21 protein-coding genes are annotated in these 18,507 nt (G+C 57.8%); 14 read left to right on the top strand and 7 right to left on the bottom strand.

What is annotated here, in order from left to right; translation table 11 throughout:
- The first annotated feature begins 130 nt into the window (after positions 1-130).
- The 11 genes from BM399_RS11335 to BM399_RS11285 all read left to right on the top strand — a co-directional run bounded on the left by BM399_RS11335 (position 131) and on the right by BM399_RS11285 (position 10,825).
- Entirely contained in the window at positions 131-1,231 is a 1,101-nt protein-coding gene (locus tag BM399_RS11335) for a glycosyltransferase family 2 protein (RefSeq protein ID WP_177228135.1), read from the top strand.
- A 364-nt stretch (positions 1,232-1,595) separates the two neighbouring features.
- Positions 1,596-2,696, top strand: coding sequence for a HoxN/HupN/NixA family nickel/cobalt transporter (locus BM399_RS11330; RefSeq protein WP_092868191.1), 1,101 nt, complete (start codon positions 1,596-1,598; stop codon positions 2,694-2,696).
- Between the two features lie 381 nt (positions 2,697-3,077).
- Complete coding sequence (locus BM399_RS11325) at positions 3,078-3,380, top strand: urease subunit gamma (RefSeq protein WP_092868190.1); 303 nt, start codon at positions 3,078-3,080, stop codon at positions 3,378-3,380.
- A gap of 58 nt (positions 3,381-3,438) precedes the next feature.
- The gene (locus BM399_RS11320; RefSeq protein ID WP_092867797.1) at positions 3,439-3,915 is read left to right on the top strand and encodes an urease subunit beta; all 477 of its coding nucleotides are present in this window, start codon (positions 3,439-3,441) and stop codon (positions 3,913-3,915) included.
- A 60-nt stretch (positions 3,916-3,975) separates the two neighbouring features.
- Positions 3,976-5,697 carry an urease subunit alpha gene (locus BM399_RS11315; protein WP_092868189.1) on the top strand — a complete coding sequence of 574 codons (1,722 nt, stop codon included), beginning with the start codon at positions 3,976-3,978 and terminating at the stop codon, positions 5,695-5,697.
- A gap of 33 nt (positions 5,698-5,730) precedes the next feature.
- On the top strand, positions 5,731-6,366 hold the full coding sequence (locus BM399_RS11310; protein ID WP_092867796.1) for an urease accessory protein UreE: 636 nt from the start codon (positions 5,731-5,733) through the stop codon (positions 6,364-6,366).
- Positions 6,326-7,069, top strand: coding sequence for an urease accessory protein UreF (locus BM399_RS11305; RefSeq protein ID WP_092868188.1), 744 nt, complete (start codon positions 6,326-6,328; stop codon positions 7,067-7,069). The genes BM399_RS11310 and BM399_RS11305 overlap by 41 nt, the downstream gene beginning before the upstream one ends.
- Positions 7,070-7,084: 15 nt before the next feature.
- On the top strand, positions 7,085-7,723 hold the full coding sequence (gene ureG / locus BM399_RS11300; protein WP_092867795.1) for an urease accessory protein UreG: 639 nt from the start codon (positions 7,085-7,087) through the stop codon (positions 7,721-7,723).
- Complete coding sequence (locus BM399_RS11295) at positions 7,723-8,634, top strand: urease accessory protein UreD (RefSeq protein WP_425284075.1); 912 nt, start codon at positions 7,723-7,725, stop codon at positions 8,632-8,634. Before ureG ends, BM399_RS11295 begins: the two co-directional genes overlap by 1 nt.
- Positions 8,635-8,643: 9 nt before the next feature.
- Positions 8,644-9,690 (top strand): urea transporter, encoded by a 1,047-nt coding sequence (gene yut / locus BM399_RS11290; protein WP_092867794.1) that lies wholly within the window; start codon positions 8,644-8,646, stop codon positions 9,688-9,690.
- Positions 9,691-9,739: 49 nt separating this feature from the next.
- The gene (locus BM399_RS11285; RefSeq protein WP_092867793.1) at positions 9,740-10,825 is read left to right on the top strand and encodes a hypothetical protein; all 1,086 of its coding nucleotides are present in this window, start codon (positions 9,740-9,742) and stop codon (positions 10,823-10,825) included.
- Positions 10,826-10,831: 6 nt separating this feature from the next.
- Here BM399_RS11285 and BM399_RS11280 read toward each other — a convergent pair whose 3' ends face one another.
- The 3 genes from BM399_RS11280 to BM399_RS11270 are packed head-to-tail and all read right to left on the bottom strand — an operon-like array spanning position 10,832 to position 12,805.
- Positions 10,832-11,236 carry a CrcB family protein gene (locus tag BM399_RS11280; protein WP_092867792.1) on the bottom strand — a complete coding sequence of 135 codons (405 nt, stop codon included), beginning with the start codon at positions 11,234-11,236 and terminating at the stop codon, positions 10,832-10,834.
- Positions 11,237-11,248: 12 nt separating this feature from the next.
- The gene (gene crcB / locus BM399_RS11275) at positions 11,249-11,638 is read right to left on the bottom strand and encodes a fluoride efflux transporter CrcB (protein WP_092867791.1); all 390 of its coding nucleotides are present in this window, start codon (positions 11,636-11,638) and stop codon (positions 11,249-11,251) included.
- Between the two features lie 27 nt (positions 11,639-11,665).
- The gene (locus BM399_RS11270; RefSeq protein ID WP_143117808.1) at positions 11,666-12,805 is read right to left on the bottom strand and encodes an FUSC family protein; all 1,140 of its coding nucleotides are present in this window, start codon (positions 12,803-12,805) and stop codon (positions 11,666-11,668) included.
- Between the two features lie 286 nt (positions 12,806-13,091).
- On the opposite strand from BM399_RS11270, the gene BM399_RS11265 reads away from it, so the two are divergent.
- On the top strand, positions 13,092-13,853 hold the full coding sequence (locus BM399_RS11265; RefSeq protein WP_092867789.1) for a DUF2092 domain-containing protein: 762 nt from the start codon (positions 13,092-13,094) through the stop codon (positions 13,851-13,853).
- A 79-nt stretch (positions 13,854-13,932) separates the two neighbouring features.
- Here the strand turns inward: BM399_RS11265 and BM399_RS11260 are convergent, their stop codons facing one another.
- Entirely contained in the window at positions 13,933-14,436 is a 504-nt protein-coding gene (locus BM399_RS11260; protein WP_092867788.1) for an Hsp20/alpha crystallin family protein, read from the bottom strand.
- Between the two features lie 404 nt (positions 14,437-14,840).
- Here BM399_RS11260 and BM399_RS11255 point away from each other — a divergent pair, with 404 nt between their 5' ends.
- Complete coding sequence (locus BM399_RS11255) at positions 14,841-15,104, top strand: hypothetical protein (RefSeq protein WP_092867787.1); 264 nt, start codon at positions 14,841-14,843, stop codon at positions 15,102-15,104.
- Between the two features lie 26 nt (positions 15,105-15,130).
- On the opposite strand, the gene BM399_RS11250 is transcribed toward BM399_RS11255, so the two are convergent.
- The 3 genes from BM399_RS11250 to BM399_RS11240 all read right to left on the bottom strand — a co-directional run bounded on the left by BM399_RS11250 (position 15,131) and on the right by BM399_RS11240 (position 17,699).
- Positions 15,131-16,651 carry an FAD-dependent oxidoreductase gene (locus tag BM399_RS11250; RefSeq protein WP_092867786.1) on the bottom strand — a complete coding sequence of 507 codons (1,521 nt, stop codon included), beginning with the start codon at positions 16,649-16,651 and terminating at the stop codon, positions 15,131-15,133.
- Between the two features lie 168 nt (positions 16,652-16,819).
- Positions 16,820-17,164 (bottom strand): ferredoxin FdxA, encoded by a 345-nt coding sequence (gene fdxA, locus BM399_RS11245; protein ID WP_092867785.1) that lies wholly within the window; start codon positions 17,162-17,164, stop codon positions 16,820-16,822.
- Positions 17,165-17,438: 274 nt separating this feature from the next.
- A complete protein-coding gene (locus BM399_RS11240) occupies positions 17,439-17,699 on the bottom strand; it encodes a hypothetical protein (protein WP_092867784.1) in 261 nt (86 codons plus the stop codon).
- 112 nt (positions 17,700-17,811) lie between these two features.
- Here BM399_RS11240 and BM399_RS11235 point away from each other — a divergent pair, with 112 nt between their 5' ends.
- Positions 17,812-18,246, top strand: a complete 435-nt coding sequence (locus BM399_RS11235; RefSeq protein ID WP_092867783.1) for an RrF2 family transcriptional regulator — start codon at positions 17,812-17,814, stop codon at positions 18,244-18,246.
- Positions 18,247-18,507: the final 261 nt, after the last annotated feature.

Genomic DNA, 18,507 nt, shown 5'->3' with positions numbered 1-18,507 from the left:
ACTTTTGGTTCTTCGCCGCCTGTTCGACAATGACGTCCGCCGCGATGCCGTCTTGGAGCGCCTGCGCCGGTTGCTTGGTCGAGATATCCGTTGGGTGATCGCTCATAGCGGCGGGGGCTCGCTGCGCCCGATGCTCGACGATATCCTTGCGATCGCAAATGGTTGCAGCATCGAAGAAATTATTGCGGTCTTTCCGGTCGCCTTGGTCGATGAGTGGGCGTTCCGGCAACCAGCCAATGGAGTGAAGAGACGCAGCCTCGCGGACGCGTGGACCCGGCGTGCAGAAAGCGCGAACAGGGAAGATATTTCTCTACTTGCTGCAAATTTATCGACGCGCGCGGCCGAGCGGTCACACTGGCTCGAACACGCCTTTGCGGCCAGTGGCGTCTCGGCCGGTCTCGATGCGGTCGAAGCGCAAATTCCTTTCGAATTCCGGACGTGCGAGAAATCCGAAAGCGGTCCACTGGTGACCGTTCTGATGAGTGCCTTCAATTCGGCATCGACCATCCGTCGCGCTGCCAAATCAATCCTGAATCAGACTTGGCGCAACGTCGAGGTCATTATCACGGACGACGCAAGCACCGACGAGACAGGCTCGTTGATTGCCGCGTTGGCACAGGAGGACGAGAGAGTAAAAATTCGGCGCAATGATCGAAACGTCGGCACATATATATCACGCAATATGGCCCTTTCCGTTTCGACCGGCCAGTTCATCACATGCCACGACGCGGACGACATCGCCCATCCCGAAAAACTGGCGCTTCAGATGCAGAGTATTATGGGAGGCGAAAATTCCGCATCCATTATTTCCAGATGGATCCGGATGGAGCGCGGTGGCCGCGTGATGCCTACGAGTCTGACAAGCTTTGTTCAAGAGGATTATTCCTCCCTGCTCATTCGCAGGGAAGTATTCGATGCGATCGGTTATTGGGACAGTGTGCGGACATCGGGCGACAGCGAGTATCGCGAGAGAGTTAAACGACGATTTGGGACGCAGGCGGAGAAAGAGCTTTCTCAAATACTTTCCATAGGACAATTCTCCGGAACCACGCTGACTGGAAGTCCCGAGACAGAGGTGTCGTGGTTGAAATTTGCGTCGCCACGCGTGCAATATCGCGAAGCCTATAAGGCGTGGCACAAGTCCGTGCCCGCGGAAGAAATTTATATGCCCTTTCCGATCGATCGCAGACCCTTCGCGATCACGCCGGACCAAACGTCCGAGCTATCGTGACCGCAGACGCCGATTGATGAGATGACGCCCCAGTTCAGTCGGGGGCCTCGACCGTTGCCGCGCGCTCTCGACCGCGAACGCCGCAATGCCCCGCAAAATAGCAGCAAATTTGCTCCGGTCCGGATAAGGGCCAGAGAAGAGACTGCGGAACATGGGCGCTGGGATTTTTTCGAAGCCAACGTCCTCTAATAATGGAGCACGTTGCTGCCCCGCGGCTCATTTCGATGTACGCAGAAATCGATATTGCAACCAATTCTGGAGATCAGATCTTCATGCTTTTCGGGCGGACATCGGCTTGCTGCGGCACGAACCGCTTGAGGACATCCCGCTCATGGCAAGCTTGTATCGAGGTGCACTCCGGATCATCGCTCTAAATCCCTTCGACGACCAGCCGGATCGCGACAATGCAAAGGCAGCGCTTATTTACGCGGTGCTGGCGGTGGCCAACATCGGCGCTTGGGTCTGGGCCTTCATCGCCTTCTCGGATCGGCCGGCGCTGCTCGGAACGGCGCTTCTCGCATATGTTTTTGGGCTCCGGCATGCATTCGATGCCGATCACATCGCGGCAATTGATAACGTCGTTCGGAAGCTGATGCAGGACGGGAAAGCGCCGTATTCCGCGGGCTTTTTCTTCTCGCTCGGTCACTCGACGGTCGTCGTTCTCGCCTCTATCGCCATCGCCATCGCCATTGCCGCTGCAGCCATGCAGAGCAGGCTGGAGGAGTTTCACGACATCGGCGGCGTCTTCGGCACGATGGTGTCGTCCCTGTTCTTGCTCATTATCGGCATCATCAACCTTGTCATCCTCAAGAGCGTCTGGGCGGCTTTCACGCGCGTGAAGCGCGGAGAGAAGATCGTCGACGAGGATCTCGATACGTTGCTCGCGGGGCAGGGGCTTCTTGCTCGCATTTTTCGCCCGTTGTTCCGTATTGTCTCATCCTCGTGGCAAATGTACCCGATCGGATTTCTATTCGGGCTCGGCTTCGACACGGCAACCGAAATTGGATTGCTCGGCATCTCGGCGGCTCAGGCCGCACAAGGGATGTCCTTTTTGACGATACTGGTGTTCCCGGCACTCTTTACCGCCGGCATGGCGCTCATGGACACGACAGACAGCATTCTCATGACGCGGGCGTACGGATGGGCTTTCGTCAATCCGCTACGGAAGCTCTGGTACAATCTGACGATCACCGCAGCCTCTGTTGTCGTCGCGATTTTCATTGGCGGGATCGAAGCTCTCGGATTGATCGGTGACAAGTTGGGTCTCAAGGAAGGGCTTTGGGCCGTTGTCGGAGACCTGAACGACAACCTGACGAATTTTGGATTCGTCGTGGTCGGTATCTTCATCGGTAGTTGGATCATATCGACCGTGCTCTATCGTGCCATGGGATATGACGCGCTGAATGTCGAGGAAAGCTTCTCTCCTTCGAGCCGTGCGCCGCTGGTGAAAAAGCCGACACGATGAAACACGAATAGAGACTTCGAGATGATCGTGCCGCGCCAATGACCCGCTCCGACGGATTGCACCGCAACGGAACCGCTCACACTCGCGCACTCAGTAACTCGGGCCTAACGAAGTTGAAGGACTGCGGGAGATAGAGAAAAGGCCCCTCTGTAGGTTCTCCGCCCGCGTCGCCACTCAACGCGCAACGCAATCGACTTTTTTTGGCGCCGCGTGGAACGTCCGATAGTCGACTGGATTTTACGCAACACGTTCTTTGTTCCCATACGCACGATCTGATTTTACGCAATTGCCAATCTGATTTTGCGCGATGCCAATCCGGCCTCGTCAGTTTCTCATTGGATGCCGTCGGCAAGTATTTTTATCCGACCGGAGGTTTTGATCATGCATTTCACCCCCCGAGAGTTCGACAAGCTCATAATTCATATGGTTTCGGAAATTGCGCTGAAGCGCAAAGCCAAGGGCATCAAGCTCAACCATCCGGAGACCGTCGCAGTGCTTTGTGCCTGGGTTCTGGAGGGGGCCCGCGAGGGAAAAACCGTCGAAGAGCTGATGGATAATGTGCGCAATGTCCTCAAGGCGGACGATGTGATGGAAGGCGTGCCGAGTCTGCTGCCGCTCATACAGGTCGAAGCGACCTTCTCCGATGGTAGCCGGCTGGTCAGCCTGCACAATCCCATTACCTGATTGGCAACAGCCATATCCGAATTCGAATTGCAGCTCGACGCAAACATAGGAGGCGTCAGTGGCTAAAACTCCGAGCAAACAGCAAGCACCCGTCCATCCACAGCCTGAACATACCGATGTTCAACACAAGTCGGTAAGGCCGATCGGCGGCTACGTTCTTGCGAAGGACCCAATTGAAATAAATGCCGGCCGGCCCCGCACGAAATTGAAGGTTCGCAATACGGGTGATCGGCCCGTGCAGATCGGCTCGCATTTCCATTTCTTCGAGACCAACCGCTATCTCGAATTCGATCGCGCGCAAGCATTCGGCAAACGCCTCGATATCCCGGCAAACACAGCCGTACGCTTTGAGGCGGGCGATGAGAAAGAAGTGACGCTCGTGCCTTTCGCAGGAAAGAAGTTTGCGTACGGCTTCAACAATCTGGTCGACGGATGGGTCGGCGACGGTCCAACCCCGGACTATCGGCCGAACTTCGACATGGCCATCAGGCGCGCCGGAAAGCGCGGCTTCAAGTCCGGGACACCGCAGAAGTGAAGACCCGCAGACAAGTCTCGCAGGCTCCGTCGTTCAGGTGACACATCGAGGCATATGACCATGACACAGATTTCGCGCGCACAATATGCGGACCTCTATGGTCCAACCGTTGGCGATAAAATACGCCTTGGCAACACGGATCTGTATGTCGAGATCGAAAAGGATCTTCGCGTCTATGGTGAAGAAATTCAGTACGGCGGCGGCAAGACGCTGCGCGACGGAATGGGATCCGACAACCTGCTGACGCAGGAAGCCGGTTGTCTCGATCTCGTCATCACCAACGTCACGATCGTCGATGCGTTGCTCGGGGTGATCAAGGCCGATGTCGGAGTTCGCAACGGTCATATCGCCGGCATCGGCAAGGCGGGCAATCCTTCGACCGAGGAGGGCGTTACGCCAGGTCTGGTAACAGGAACGGCAACGGACGCGATTTCCGGCGAGCACTTGATCCTGACCGCGGGTGCCATGGACGTCCACGTGCATATGATATCGCCGCAGCAAGTCTACGCCGCATTATCGAATGGGATCACGACGCTTTGGGGCGGCGGCATAGGCCCGACCGACGGAACGAACGGCGTCACGACGACCAATGGCCCGCGCAACCTCGAGATGATGCTGCGCGCAATCGAGGGCCTTCCAATCAACATTGGTCTCTGTGGAAAGGGCAACTGTTCAGCTCAAGACCCGCTCGTCGAGCAAATCTTGGGCGGCTGCGCCGGCTTCAAGGTGCACGAGGATTATGGCTCGACGCCGGCTGCTATCCGATCGTGCCTGGAGATTGCGGACGACTACGATGTATCCGTCGCGGTCCATACGGATACGCTGAACGAGTCCGGCTTCGTCGAAGATACGATCGCTGCATTCAACGGCCGCACAATTCATACCTACCACAGCGAAGGCGCCGGCGGCGGACATGCGCCTGACCTGTTGAAGGTCGTCGGCCAGAGCAATGTGTTGCCGAGTTCGACGAACCCTACGCTTCCCTGCGGCGTGAACTCCGTCGCCGAACTGTTCGACATGATCATGGTCTGTCACAACCTCAATCCGAAGATACCATCCGACGTTGCCTTCGCCGAAAGCCGCGTCCGTGCTGAAACGATCGTCGCGGAAAGCGTTCTGCATGATATGGGCGCGATCTCGATGATCGGTAGCGACTCGCAAGCCATGGGTCGCATCGGCGAGTCGTTCCTGCGCGCATTTCAGACCGCGGATATGATGAAGAAGGCGCGCGGCCCGCTGGGCGAGGACAAGAACAACGGCAACGATAACTTCCGCGTGTTGCGCTACCTCGCCAAAGTGACCATCAACCCCGCCATAACGAACGGCCTGTCCGATGTGATCGGTTCGGTCGAAACTGGAAAGATCGCCGATCTCGTTTTGTGGGAGCCGGGATTTTTCGGCGCCAAGCCCAAATTGGTTCTGAAGGGCGGCTTTATCGTCTGGGCCAATATGGGCGATCCAAACGCATCGTTGCCAACACCGCAACCTTGTTACTACCGGCCGATGTTCGGCGGAATCGGGAAGGCCGGAATCAAGAATTCGATCACGTTCGTCTCGCGCGCCTCGTATGACAACGACATCGCTGAGCGTTACGGCCTCGAGCGCATGGTCATCCCAGTTTCGCAGACCCGCGTCCTCGGCAAGAGACATATGGTGCGCAACGACTATCTCCCGAACATCTGGGTCAATCCTCAAACCTTCGCCGTCATGGTCGATGATGTCCACATCACGGTCGACCCACCAAGGTCGATCGCACTCAACCAGCTCTATTTCTTCAGTTGAATTGGAATAGGCCCTGCAACACGGAGACTGAGCATGATTATCATTGAGGGTATCGTCGGCAATTCAGGCGAACCGGATTGGGCATCTCGTCTCGAAGGTGCACGTGTTGACTGGCTCGTGCTCGATCAATGGGAAGCTCAAAAGAGCCGGCTGCGCAAATCAACCGAAAACGATGTCGAACTCGCGCTATCGTTGGATCGCAATACCCACCTTCACGACGGAGACATCCTACTCTGGAACGAGCGGGACCACGAAGCGATCATCGCGCGGATAAATCTGAAAGAGGTCATGGTCATCGACCTGACAGCCATCATGGAACAGCCGACCGAGACCGCCCTCCGGACGATGTTCGAACTGGGCCATGCGCTTGGCAATCAGCATTGGCCGGCCGTCGTCAAAAGCTCTCGGGTGTTTGTGCCGCTCACCGTCGATCGCAAGGTGATGGCATCGGTCATGAAAACGCATGCTTTGCCGGGCATTCGCTACGAATTCATGCCGGGCGCCGAGGTCATCCCCTACATGGCGCCGCATGAAGCCCGGCGGCTTTTCGGCGGCGCGACCGAGGCCTCCCATTCGCACGGTCCCGATTCGCACAGTCATGAGCATGAGGTAAATCACCATGACGGCCATGACGATACTCACGAACAACCGCACGTCCACGGTCACTGACCTGACGGATTCATATCGGCGCCTTCCGGAGGTGCTGCATCTGCTGCAGTTCGGAGATTCCGCACTTCCCATCGGCGGTTTTTCATTTTCGAACGGCCTTGAGTCGGCGATCCAGGAAGGGATCGTGAGCGACGCCCCCAGTCTCAGGGAATTCGTTCTGACCGTGATGCATCAATCCGCGACGTCCGACGGCGTCGCCTTGCTCTGCGCCCATCGTGCCGCAAGGTCGAGGGATATCGAAACTCTGATGATCGTCGACCGGGCAACATTCGAGCGCAAACTCAACGAGGAAACGCGGTTGATGACCGTGCGGATGGGGCGCAAGCTGACTGAGCTTGCCGATGCCATCATGGCGGACCCACTCAATCACGAATGGCTCGGCCGGATCAAGCGGGCGCAAACCGCCGGTACGCATCCGGTCAGTCTCGCGCTCGTGCTTGCAGCGCTCGGCGTCGAAGCGAGGGACGCATTCGGCGCACAGCAATACGGCATCGCCACCACAATTCTCGGCGCGGCCTTGCGCCTGATGCGCCTGTCGTTCGTCGATACCCAGAAAATCCTTCTCGAAGCGACCGGAACGGTGGCGCCCGCCTATGAGAAGGTTCTCGACGCCGAGTTGAACGACATGGCGAGCTTTCTGCCGATGGTCGACATCCTCGCCGCCGTGCACGTCAAAGGCCACGTCCGCATGTTCATGAATTAGATTGGAACGAATAATATGAAAAAAATTCCCCGCATCGGCATCGGCGGCCCCGTAGGCTCCGGCAAGACCGCGATCATCGAAGCGATCACGCCGGCTCTCGTCAAATTGGGCAGCCGCGTTCTGGTCATCACGAACGACGTGGTCACGACCGAAGATGCCAAGCACGTGCAGCGCACCCTCCGCGGCATCCTGATGGAAGAGCGCATCATTGGCGTGGAAACGGGCGGTTGCCCGCACACTGCCGTGCGCGAAGACCCCAGCATGAACCTCGCCGCCGTCGAGGAGATGGAAGCAAAGTTTCCCGACTCCGATATAGTGCTGATAGAGAGCGGCGGCGATAATCTGACCCTGACCTTCAGCCCGGCGCTCGTGGATTTCTTCATCTATGTGATCGACGTGGCCGCCGGTGACAAAATCCCGCGCAAGAACGGTCCGGGCATCACTCAGTCGGACATCCTCATCATCAACAAGATAGATCTGGCTCCATACGTCGGCGCCAGCTTGCAAGTGATGGAAGACGACTCCCGCATGATGCGGGGCAAAAAGCCCTTCGTCTTCACGAACTGTAAGACCAATGAGGGCATCGCCGGCCTCGTCGAACTGATCCGGGAAAATGTGCTGTTCGACGTCAATGATCAGAAGCAGCTCGCTTGATGCAAGTGCATGACACCGCGCGTGAACTGGCGAATTACCAGAACGAACCACCGCAGCTCCGCAGCGGCTCTTTCGGTAAGGTCGGCATGGTGCGGCTTGGGTTCGAGCCGCGCCCGGAACGAACGGTGCTGTCGACACTGCATCGGCGGGCGCCGCTGATCGTTCAGCAGGCCCTCTACTGGGATGAGGAAATGCCGGCGCTTCCCTGCGTCAGCATCACCTCCAATGCAGGTGGCGTCCTCCAGGGAGATCGCTATCTCGTCGAGATCGAAATGGCGCCGAAAACCCAAGCTCACGTCAATACGCAGGCGGCGACGCGCATTCACGAGATGGATGCCAACTACGCGACCCAGACGCAAAACCTGACCCTGGGCGCAGATTCTTATCTCGAATACATGCCGTTTCCCATCATCCCTCACAAGCACTCCCGCTTCGTTCAGCGCACACATATCTCGGTCGATCCGACGGCGACGCTGATCTATTCGGAAGTGCTGATGCCTGGGCGAAAATATCATAAGAGCGAGCTGTTCCAGTATGACGTATTCTCGTCCACTGTCTCGGCGGCGCGCCCCGACGGCACATCGCTCTTCACCGAAAAATTCATCATCGAGCCGGTCCTGACCAATGTCTCGCGCTTAGGCGCGATGGGCTCGTTCGACGTGTTCGGAAACGTCATCGTGTTGACCCCGAAGGAGCACGCCGATCGCCTGCTCGACGCCATAGATCCTGCCTTTGACAAGGCGGAGCGCCTGGCAATCGGAGCCAGTCGCCTGCCGAACGATGCCGGTCTGGTATTCAAGGTTCTCGGCATGGAGACGGCGCCGGTCAATGCAGCCATTCGGAAGTTCTGGTCGCGCGTCCGCCAGCAAGTCGTCGGCGTGCCCGCGCCGGAAAAATTCCTCTGGGCGTAGAGGTGGATCATGGCCAACGCGACGAACATCAATGCGTGGGATGACATGGCGAACCGCAGCCCCGTCGTTGGGTTCATCGATCAATGCCTCCGCGGTGCAGGCCAGGTCATTTTCCAGAACAATCCGCTGACGGGATTATTCTTCCTGGCGGGTATCTGGTGGGGCTCAATCGTGGCGGGGCAGATTGCGGTCGCAGTGGGTGCCACGATCGCACTCATAATCGCGACCTACACCGCGGTCCTGCTCGATGTCGATGAGCCATCGCTGAAGCAGGGGCTGTTCGGCTTCAATGGAATTTTGGTGGGAGCCGCCGTGCCGAGTTTCATCGGGACCGATTGGACGATGTGGCTGCTGCTCATCATCGGCGCCGCTGTCTCGACTATCGTTATGCTAGCGATTTCCAACATCATGAAGACATGGGGAGTGCCGGCTCTCACATTCCCGTTCGTCCTCACAACGTGGTTTCTGATGCTGAGTGCCTATGCCTTCCATCGCCTTCCGATTGCGGGCTTGTCGCCTCCAGCACTCCCCCAAGCAGCCAACGTCACAGACCTTCATGCGACGGTGGGAAATTACCTCGAGTATTTGTTCAAAGGACCGGCGCAAGTCTTCCTGATCAACAATGCGATCAGCGGACTTCTTGTCGTGATCGGCTTGTTCATCAATTCCCGCGCCGCCGCCATCTTCGCCCTGGTTGGCTCCGCAGTCGGCATAATCATAGCCTTGATTTTCGGCGGCAGCCCGAGTTCGATCGCTAATGGCCTCTATGGCTTCAGCCCCGTTTTGACAGCCGTTGCGCTCGGTTGCGTCTTCTACGCGCCGTCTTGGCGCGTCACCCTCTATGCTCTGCTGGGAACGATATTCACCGTCATCGTTCAGGCCGCCCTCGATACGGCGATGACACCGATCGGCATACCGACTTTTACTGCGCCGTTCGTCTTCGCGACTTGGCTGTTCCTGCTGCCCAAGGCCAAGCTGAAACCGCACCCCCACGAAGAGATCAAGAACGGCATCTTCACGAAACACCCGGTGGCCCAGGACCTGCCGCCAACCTAGGCCCGCTACGGTCCAATGGAAGAGCCGGTCCGGTTCACGGAGCATCCGGATGGATACAGTATTCCGCGTAGTGGCCGTCATTATCGGCGCCCTTGGAGTGTTCTATTATTTTCGCTCGATCGTCCGGGTGATGCTCATCAACCGGCGCGAACCGGATTTCGTTGAGATCAGCGCCCGCACCGCGGCGGTGTCGTTTATTTATAGTCTCATAGGGAAAGATAGCGACTATGCGCGAACGCAACGGCTGCAAGCCTGGGTGCTGCCGGTCTTCATCTTCATCTGTGTCGTGTGCTGGTTCCTTCTTGTCCAGATGTCGTTCACCTTCATTCTCTGGGGGCTGAGGCTGGAGCCGGGATTTCCGGAAGACTTTAGCTCCAGCGGCTCGGCCCTGAGCACGCTTGGCTACAAGACACCGTCGTATCTTCCCGGTCAGTACCTCGCAATCTTCGAAGCTGGCATTGGGCTCGCCGTTGTCATCCTCTTGTTCACCTTCGTTCCGGGCTACCAGGCTGCCGTCCAGGCCCGCGAGCGCAAGGTCGGCTGGCTCTACGCGCGGACGGGTCGCCGGCCCACGACATCCAGCCTGCTTGAAGCACTGCATCGCACCGGCCACCTCAAGGACGACAGCGTCTGGGAAGAATGGGAGAGCTGGTTTCGCGGCGTCTTTGAAACGCATTCGATCGCGCCGATACTTGCTTACGTACCATCGATCTATCGCGGGGCGAGTTGGGTTGGCGCCGCCGCCGCCGTACTCGATTCCGCATCTCTCTTCGCGGCCTGCCTCCATGACAAGGATACGGAATCGGCGCGCATTTGCAGGCGGATCGGCACCGTCTGCCTCAAATACATTGCCGTGGAGCTAAATCCGCATACTCCAGCTGATGCCTGGTCGACCCAGAGTGTCGATCCGAAGCTTATCGCGGCTTTCGACACCCTTTACGACAGGCTTGTCGAAATAGGATTGCCGGTGAAAAGCGATAGGGATGAGTGCCGCTCCCATTTCGTCAGGCTGCGCGCGGAATTCGAAGAGAGCATTCGCCTGATCGCCAAATCGACATGCATGCCGGTCGATGAGCCCTGGATACTCCCGCACGCTCATACCAAGCCTGATCCCACTCCGCCGAAACCCGCGTGACGCCGCTCACCCGATGCGGGGCCGCGGAGCTGGTGTCACGCCGTCGCCGCCGAGCTTCAAACCGAGAATGACGACGATGTAGCCTAGGATCAGGTTGGCCAAGAGATAAAGGATGGCAACCGTCAGATCCGACGTCGACGTCATCATCAGAATGAGCGCGCCATAGACCATGCTCGAGAAGGTCGACAGCCCACCCATGACGCCCGTGCCGAGCATCGAGTTGACGTCACCGTTTAAAACTGCCCGCTTGTGCAGCGCGGTCACCAACCCGAGCAGAAACGCAGCAATGAGATTGGCCACCAGAATGTCGAGCGGGAAGCCCTCCACATGTGGAACCATCAACATGATGAACTCGCGAAGCATGGCGCCCAACGCGCCACCGGCGAATACGAGAATGATGGCATTGATCATTGCCAGTCTCCCTTATCCCTGTAGACGCGCGAGCGCGAACCCGCACCACGCGGCGATCAGGCCAATGATCGTCGACAGCACCAGATAGTACGTGGCGTAGCCCGCGCCTTTCGATCCGTTGAGCTTGGCGGCATCGAGTTCCATACTGCTGAAGGTCGTGTAGCCGCCGAGAAATCCTGTCAGAACACCGGAATTCAAAGCTGCTCCGTACCGGTCACGCCAGTCGACGGAGAAGAGTTCCGACAGATAGCCGATGATGAAGGCACCCGTAATGTTGATCAGAAAAGTGCCGAGCGGAAAGGAGCCGTGATAAACGCGCCCAGTAACGTGCCCAACCCACCAACGCAGTAATGATCCGATCCCGCCGCCAAGACCAACCCACATCACGTCCAGAGCCGTCATTGTGATCTCCTTCGGACTATCGTGTGGTTATGTACTTGCCGCCTCTTCGGAACGGCCATCGACGCAGTCGGCGAGCGCGTCGAGCGCGTAGCGAATCTGCTCCAGCGCAAAGGAGACGTTCGAAATGTAGTCGGGGCCGGACTTGCCGAGAGCTGGCGGATCGGCCAGGGCGGATTTGCCGGCCTTACCGGACGCTTCCGCGCTGGCGCTTGTTCGCCACGCATCGAGAGCTGCAGCTGCGGCCGAAGAATACGTAACAAATGCAGTATTCAAATTTTCTTTGGAGGGCGCGGACTGAGCGGTGGTAATGGCTGCTCCGAGCGCCAGCATGTAGTCACAGATCTCAGTCGTGATCATGCGGGTTGGGGCGATCATCGCGTCGCCGAGCGTCGCCGGCCACGGCTTCCGCGAGAGGCTGCGAAGGACGAATACCGCCGAGCGCAGATCCATCAGAGTATGCCGCAGGCGCGCGGGATCGAGAGTGGTTCGCGCAATATGGGTGGCTTCCTCCTCCGCGACTTCCTTCGTGAGCGTCTCAATCTTCCGATAGGAACCGTCGATATCTTTCTTCGCCTTCCAAATCTCGTTGTCGACCGGCTTGCCTTCCAGGCGATCGACGGAAAGCGATATCAGTTTAGCGAGAAGGGTCAGCGCTTGGTTTGCCTCGTCTCGCATTGCCGTATCCGACCGCGCCGGCGCGACGAAGAGCGACACGAGGATGCCGATGATGCAGCCGATCAAAATCTCGATCACGCGATGCAACGCAGAGATCCAGGCCACGGCATGGCTGGCTGGGCTAATGAGCACAATCGCAGCAGTCATTGGCGCAACACGGAAGCTTGAATCGCGCGCTGCCAGCATCCCGAGAATGCCAATGGAAACGGCTAAGCCGCTCGCCGTGCCGAGAACCGTCGACGGAGTTATCGTGGCAACCAAAAAGCCCGCCAATGCACCGACGATCGTGCCAAGAAAGCGATCGGCGCCGGCTTTGAGTGATGCGCCGAGCCGCGGCTGCGCCATGAGCACAACGGCCGTTACAACGGCCCAATAGCCCTGGGGTAGGGCGAAGAGTTCCGCAACACCATAAGCGAGCCCACCGGCGACCGCCGTGCGTAGGCCGGCTTTCCAGACATCAGGACTGGGAACAGGCATCTTTGGGAAATGCATGTTCCCTCCGAGCGGGCGCAGAACCAACTCTTGTTAATGCTGCAACCGCCGCCGCGTTCCGGCCCGCGCGTGAGCGTTCGTTTGGTGTCGGGGTTAAAAAGAACGCATGCAGATTAATAGTAAAGCGCGATTTTCACATCGCATTGACGACAAGCCGAGAAGTTTGCGGAAGACAATCAAAATCTAAGCGATGTTAATGCGCATCTGCCATTCTTGAGTAGCCAGAGCAGCTGCGCTGAATTCGCAATTGGCGCAAATATCAATAAGAGATTTGGGGCGTCGTTCCATGTTTAGTCGCGTGCTCGTTTATGTCGTGTTTTTCTTAATCGTATCCCCGGCCGGGGCGCAGACGGCGACGGAGGCGGTAAAAGACGTTCCGTCTGCTCCAGGCGACGCGTCATCGCTTCCGCCGGCACTCAAGGAGCTTCGAGCTTATATCGATGCCCAACAGACGATGGATTTTAAAACTGCGTTCCACACATCCAGCAATGTCCTGAATATCGAATCGCAAGGGTCGGCACACTTTCTGGTCCGCAAGCCCAATCAGTTTCGCATCGAGGTTTCGGCCCAGAACGCGTCCTATGAATACGTCTCCGATGGCACCGTATTGACGATTCTTAACATTCCTCAGAAGACGTATGCGCAGGTCGCGGCCCGCGCGACAGTTCAAGGAAACATGTCCTTGATTGCCGGTCTCATGGGCTTTCAGGCGCGCATCTTCGATTTCTTCGCAGCGCTCGATCAGGCGTCGGACGGGCTAGCTTCTATCCAGATTACCGCCAAGGGTGCAGGAACCGTCGGCGGACGCGAATGCGATCGCTTCATTATGACATCGATGGTTGAGAAATGGGATGTGTCGCTAGAAATGCCGGCGCCTCATCTGCCATGCAAGCTCGTTAGTGGCGACGTGGACGATCCATCCGCGACATCGCAGGTCAACGAATTTACTTGGGAAAAGGCACCCAATATCACTCCGGATACTTTTGTATTTTCGCCGCCGCCAGGATCCAAGAAGACCGACGTCGGCAGTGTGTTGGCGGCTCCGTAACACGCGCTTGCCGGGAAAAAGCCCCGCCGGAATGCGGCAGGGCTTAGGTGCTCACGCTGTAGTCGTATACTTGCGTGACTTACTGAGCGCGCGTAGATGGCTTGCCGTTCTTGCCCTCTTTCACCTCGATTTTCTTGGCTTCAACGTTGGCGGGCTTCAGAATGGTGATCTTCAATACACCATCTGACATCGTCGCATTGACCTTTGATGAATCGACGCCAGCCGGCAGTTCGATTGTTCGAAGAAACGTTCCGTAGGCCCGCTCGCTGACATAAACATTCTTGTCGTCGCGATGGGTTTCCATCTTTTTCTCGCCTCGGATCGTCAGCACGTTGTCTTCGAGTGAAATGTCGACATCGCTGCGTTCTAGTCCGGGCATCTCGACGGAAATGTCGATTTCCTTATTGTTTTCGGCAACATCTATGTTTGGCAGCAGATGCATCATTTTCTGCTGCGAGGCGATACCCTGCGAGAAATCTTCGAACAAGCGATCGATCTCGCGGTGTAAGGGGCCGAAGAGGACTGCGCCTGAGCGGGTTATGTCATTGCGCAGTGTTGAGGGAACTTGGTGTCTCAGTTTCATGACGAGATCCTTTCGTTGCTTTGATCCGATGGTTTTCGGGTCGGCGGCCGGACAGCATATCTCGCGATGCGCTCGCCTCTTCGTACCGCGCCGCGATTTTGGCTTCTGGCTCGGTTGAATCTGATCGAGCACCCTTCTTGGCGCTGATTGGCGTACCGCCTGTTCGGCAGCCTGTCGCAGAGTGCCGGGCCTTTAAGCGAGGGGTCAGTGTTAGCCAAGCATCTTTATGTTTTCTGAATAAAACCTGGAGATTTTTGCTCAGCACGCGATCATGCATTTCGCGCCGGATGCTGGTCGGTCCATGCTGAACAGTGACGCTTCGCTCTGGGCGTCGACGATAATGACGGAACTCATGGCACCAGCGACGGTTACCCAAAATCGCCCCGCTTTCGAAAGTCAGAGCAATGACCGACGTACCCAGTCAAGGCGTCAGCAACCTGTTCCAGGTCTTGGCTTACATCGTGGCGCCTATCATTCTCGGCATTATGATATTCTACGGAGTTCAACGAACTCGGAAGCGGCAGGCTGCTGTCAGCAAGGCTCAGGAAGAGGCGGTCAAGAACCTTTATGCGGATGATGAAGCTGACCGCAGCGCCAAGGAGAGAGCTGTGGAAGGTTCCTCTAACCCGATCGATGTCATCGAACGCAAAACCGGACTGACGGGTTAGATCGACTGTACTTGCGGCTAGCCGCGCTAAAAGATTTCCTGCTCCAGCTCTACCTCGGCACGAAGGTTCGCGAGATCGCGCGATACCGTAGCGACCGCTACCTTTCGCCCTGCTTGAAAGTACGTGACCATGCAATCGCGGGCCGCAGGGTTGCCGTCGATTTCAATCTTGTCCCAGCGTTCGGCGTGACCCACATAGCGGATCGCAACATCGTAATGCTGGCTCCAGAAAAACGGCACGGCGTCGAATCGCTCGTTTTGTCCGAGAATGTTGCGCGCAGCCGTTTGCCCCTGCCGCTCAGCCACGACCCAATGTTCGACGCGAATGGGAGAACCCGTATGCGGGTCGGGCCAGCGAGCGATGTCTCCGGCGGCGAAGATGCCGTCCGCGGATGTCCGCAGATACTCATCGACAACTATACCGTTATCGACACGAAGGCCCGCTTGCGACGCCAACGCGACATCGGGATGAACGCCGATGCCGGCGACGACGAGATCCGCCTCGATGGCTTCTCCACTCTTGAGAATGACGCCTCTCTCGTTGATTGCCGCCGCGCTCGTACCAAAGTGAAATTTGACGCCGTGCTCCTCGTGAATGGCCTTGATCATGTCGCCGAGCTCCGGCCCGAGAACACGTTCCAGCGGACGCGATTGCGGCCCGATCACATGCACCTCGAGGCCGCGCTCGCGCAGCGCCGCTGCGGTCTCCAAGCCGATAAAGCTGGCGCCGATCACCGCGACGCGTTTAGCAGTCTTTGCCTCGTCGATCAGTGCGACGCTGTCATCGAACGTGCGCAGGTAGCGCAGCTTCGCGAGATCCGCGCCGGGAATATCGAGTCGAACCGGGGAGGCGCCGGTCGCGAGTAGCAGGGCATCGAACTCGATGCGTCCGCCATCCTCCAGCGTCACGATGCGGGCAGTCGTATCGATCGAAGCGACGCGAGCACCGAGGCGCACGTCAATCTTCCTCTTCTCGTAGAAGTCGGCCGAGCGTAGCGGGATCCAATCTGCAGGGGCGGTCCCGGCGAGAAAATCCTTCGACAGATTGGGCCGGTCATAAGGCAACGCATCGTCCGCGCTCAGCATGGTGACGCGTCCGTCATATCCGTAACGGCGCAACATCTCCGCAGCGGCATTGCCGGCCGCACCGCCACCGATGATGACGACCGAGCCCAAGTCGGCGCCGCTTGGCGCATGCCTGCGATCGACTTTCATCTTCTCGCGCACGAATAGCATGTCGCCATCGCGCTCGACGCGCCAGCAAGAAACGGGGTTGAGCGCCGGCGCGCGCAATGCCTCCCCAGTGCGAAAGCTGAAACAGGCGTGATGCAGCGGACAGCGGACCGTGTCCTCGACCAGAAGGCCATCGGCGAGGGGGCCATTGTAATGCGTGCAAATTGCGCCGATTGCGAAGATTTCTTCGCCCTGGCGAGCGACCAGAACCGCATCGTCACCGACATGGCCGAGCAGCATCGCGCCGGTGGGCAACTCCGAGGCCGCGATGCCCTTCGTTAAGTCCGGCCCACTTGGCTGCGCTGTTTCGGACATCGCATCAACCTCCGCATCTGTCAGAACGTGAAGTTATCGTAGCGCTAATCGGAATAGAATAGTTCCTGCCGGGACGCACCTCCGTCTCGCGAACGCAGCTATGACCATTTAAGGAACAGTACGCTGTTGAGCCGCTACGTTCCAGCGGCAACAACAATGTCCCAAGCGTCATCCAACCGCCTCGGGTGCCGGCTCTGGCGACAGTTCGGCGAGCTTTCCTAAGCGGCCGTTTTCGTCATCAGCGTTGGGCAGTGGAGGCTTTTTTGCTATGATGTTCGGCCACACGTCCGAGTACTGCCGATTGAGTGAGAGCCATGCCTCGGTTGCTTGCGGCTCGGCATCCGAAAAAATGGCGTTGGCAGGGCATTCAGGCACGCACACGCCGCAATCGATGCACTCGTCTGGATGAATGACAAGCATGTTCTCTCCCTCGTAGAAGCAGTCGACGGGACACACTTCCACGCAGTCCGTGTACTTGCACTTGATGCAGTTCTCAGTGACGACATATGTCATCGATGGCACACCTCGTGGAGCTACTTCACAACCTCGATCTTGCCGCAGGCCAGTGGAATGGTGACCTGAGCCGGAACTCCGGGAAGCGACTTAGCGCCGTCGGAAAGCTTCGGACTTCAGGGCTTGATTGTAGGTCACTGTGTTTCTCCACTGTGCGAGTTTTCCGTCGGGAGTCATGTTGTTTGGACATTGGCGTCTCGTCTTTCTGACTGCGTCCAGACTCGGCGGAATGAACGCTGCGGAGAGGCAGTGTGCAGCGTTCACGCTCGACGGTTCAGAAAGCATGCGGCTTGTAGTGATTGCTGGGCGTCCGGTCGGATGTGCCGTCCGGCGTCTTTGCGATCTCCGTTCCGACAGCACCCGTAGCGGAGGCCCCAGGAGTGCGATCCGGAGCTCGGTTATCCGGCGTGCGATCGGAGGTCTTGTTAGGCGCGTAAGCAGGCGTAGTCTCTTTGCTGGATGCGGTGGTGTCGGCGTGAACTGGCGCGATTCCCGCAAGTGCGGCGACAGTCCCTATGAACAAAAATCTCAACATTGCTTGTCTCCCAATTATATTGTTTTAAGATGCATGCAAAATGCATCTTTTAGCAATCGCACGTCAACGAAAGATGCTATCAAGGGATATCAATAATTGGTGAGGCCTCGAAATGCAGCTGACTCTCTTCTCGGATTATGCGCTTCGCGTGCTGATGTTCGCGCACGCCGCTGATGCGCGCGTTGTAACAGTCGAGGAGATGGCCCGCGCGTACGGTATTTCGCGCGCGCATCTGATGAAGGTCGTGAGCGCCCTGACACGCAGCGGTTACCTCGAACCCGTGCGCGGACGCTCGGGAGGCGTCCGGCTTGGCAAGCCCCCGGCAGAGATCATATTGGGTGATGTCGTGCGCGCGACGGAGCCGGACTTCGCGCTTGTCGAATGTTTTGGCACCAGCAATCAGTGCGTCATTACTCAACGCTGCAAGCTGCAGCGCGTGCTGCGCAATGCCCTAAAGGCCTTCCTTGACGAACTCGATCGGCACACGCTGGCGAGTATCGCGCTTCGTCCCCGGGATTTTCCGGGCTTACATGCATCCGCGGAGTAAGAGGTGGAAAGCAGACCCCGGAATTGGGCGATGACCGCATCGGTTGACAGCTGATCTCCGAGTGGCCGACCTTTAGCTGAACATCCTGGCATCGACTGTTTGGAATGCCGTCCGCACGCGGTGCTGACGGCATTCGCGCCTCCGCGCACGGACGGATAATCAGTTCATCCTTTAGACGTTCTTCATATACGAACGTGTAAGGAACCGGTGGCGCCGCGAAACTAACATGGTTGGAACGCTCGATGTCCTGCAATACCTCGA

This window comes from Hyphomicrobium facile, from assembly GCF_900116175.1.
In the GTDB taxonomy this organism is placed as follows: domain Bacteria; phylum Pseudomonadota; class Alphaproteobacteria; order Rhizobiales; family Hyphomicrobiaceae; genus Hyphomicrobium_B; species Hyphomicrobium_B facile.
The sequence above is the reverse complement of the archived record's forward strand: the minus strand, read 5'-3'. Positions and strand labels throughout refer to the sequence as shown.

Coding starts and splice junctions, on each gene's coding strand:
- BM399_RS11335 (WP_177228135.1), top strand. CDS start 131: ATGCTCGACGATATCCTTGCGATCGCAAATGGTTGCAGCATCGAAGAA.
- BM399_RS11325 (WP_092868190.1), top strand. CDS start 3,078: ATGCATTTCACCCCCCGAGAGTTCGACAAGCTCATAATTCATATGGTT.
- BM399_RS11315 (WP_092868189.1), top strand. CDS start 3,976: ATGACACAGATTTCGCGCGCACAATATGCGGACCTCTATGGTCCAACC.
- BM399_RS11310 (WP_092867796.1), top strand. CDS start 5,731: ATGATTATCATTGAGGGTATCGTCGGCAATTCAGGCGAACCGGATTGG.
- BM399_RS11305 (WP_092868188.1), top strand. CDS start 6,326: ATGACGATACTCACGAACAACCGCACGTCCACGGTCACTGACCTGACG.
- ureG (WP_092867795.1), top strand. CDS start 7,085: ATGAAAAAAATTCCCCGCATCGGCATCGGCGGCCCCGTAGGCTCCGGC.
- BM399_RS11295 (WP_425284075.1), top strand. CDS start 7,723: ATGCAAGTGCATGACACCGCGCGTGAACTGGCGAATTACCAGAACGAA.
- yut (WP_092867794.1), top strand. CDS start 8,644: ATGGCCAACGCGACGAACATCAATGCGTGGGATGACATGGCGAACCGC.
- BM399_RS11285 (WP_092867793.1), top strand. CDS start 9,740: ATGGATACAGTATTCCGCGTAGTGGCCGTCATTATCGGCGCCCTTGGA.
- BM399_RS11280 (WP_092867792.1), bottom strand. CDS start 11,236: ATGATCAATGCCATCATTCTCGTATTCGCCGGTGGCGCGTTGGGCGCC.
- crcB (WP_092867791.1), bottom strand. CDS start 11,638: ATGACGGCTCTGGACGTGATGTGGGTTGGTCTTGGCGGCGGGATCGGA.
- BM399_RS11270 (WP_143117808.1), bottom strand. CDS start 12,805: ATGCATTTCCCAAAGATGCCTGTTCCCAGTCCTGATGTCTGGAAAGCC.
- BM399_RS11265 (WP_092867789.1), top strand. CDS start 13,092: ATGTTTAGTCGCGTGCTCGTTTATGTCGTGTTTTTCTTAATCGTATCC.
- BM399_RS11260 (WP_092867788.1), bottom strand. CDS start 14,436: ATGAAACTGAGACACCAAGTTCCCTCAACACTGCGCAATGACATAACC.
- BM399_RS11255 (WP_092867787.1), top strand. CDS start 14,841: ATGACCGACGTACCCAGTCAAGGCGTCAGCAACCTGTTCCAGGTCTTG.
- BM399_RS11250 (WP_092867786.1), bottom strand. CDS start 16,651: ATGTCCGAAACAGCGCAGCCAAGTGGGCCGGACTTAACGAAGGGCATC.
- fdxA (WP_092867785.1), bottom strand. CDS start 17,164: ATGACATATGTCGTCACTGAGAACTGCATCAAGTGCAAGTACACGGAC.
- BM399_RS11240 (WP_092867784.1), bottom strand. CDS start 17,699: ATGTTGAGATTTTTGTTCATAGGGACTGTCGCCGCACTTGCGGGAATC.
- BM399_RS11235 (WP_092867783.1), top strand. CDS start 17,812: ATGCAGCTGACTCTCTTCTCGGATTATGCGCTTCGCGTGCTGATGTTC.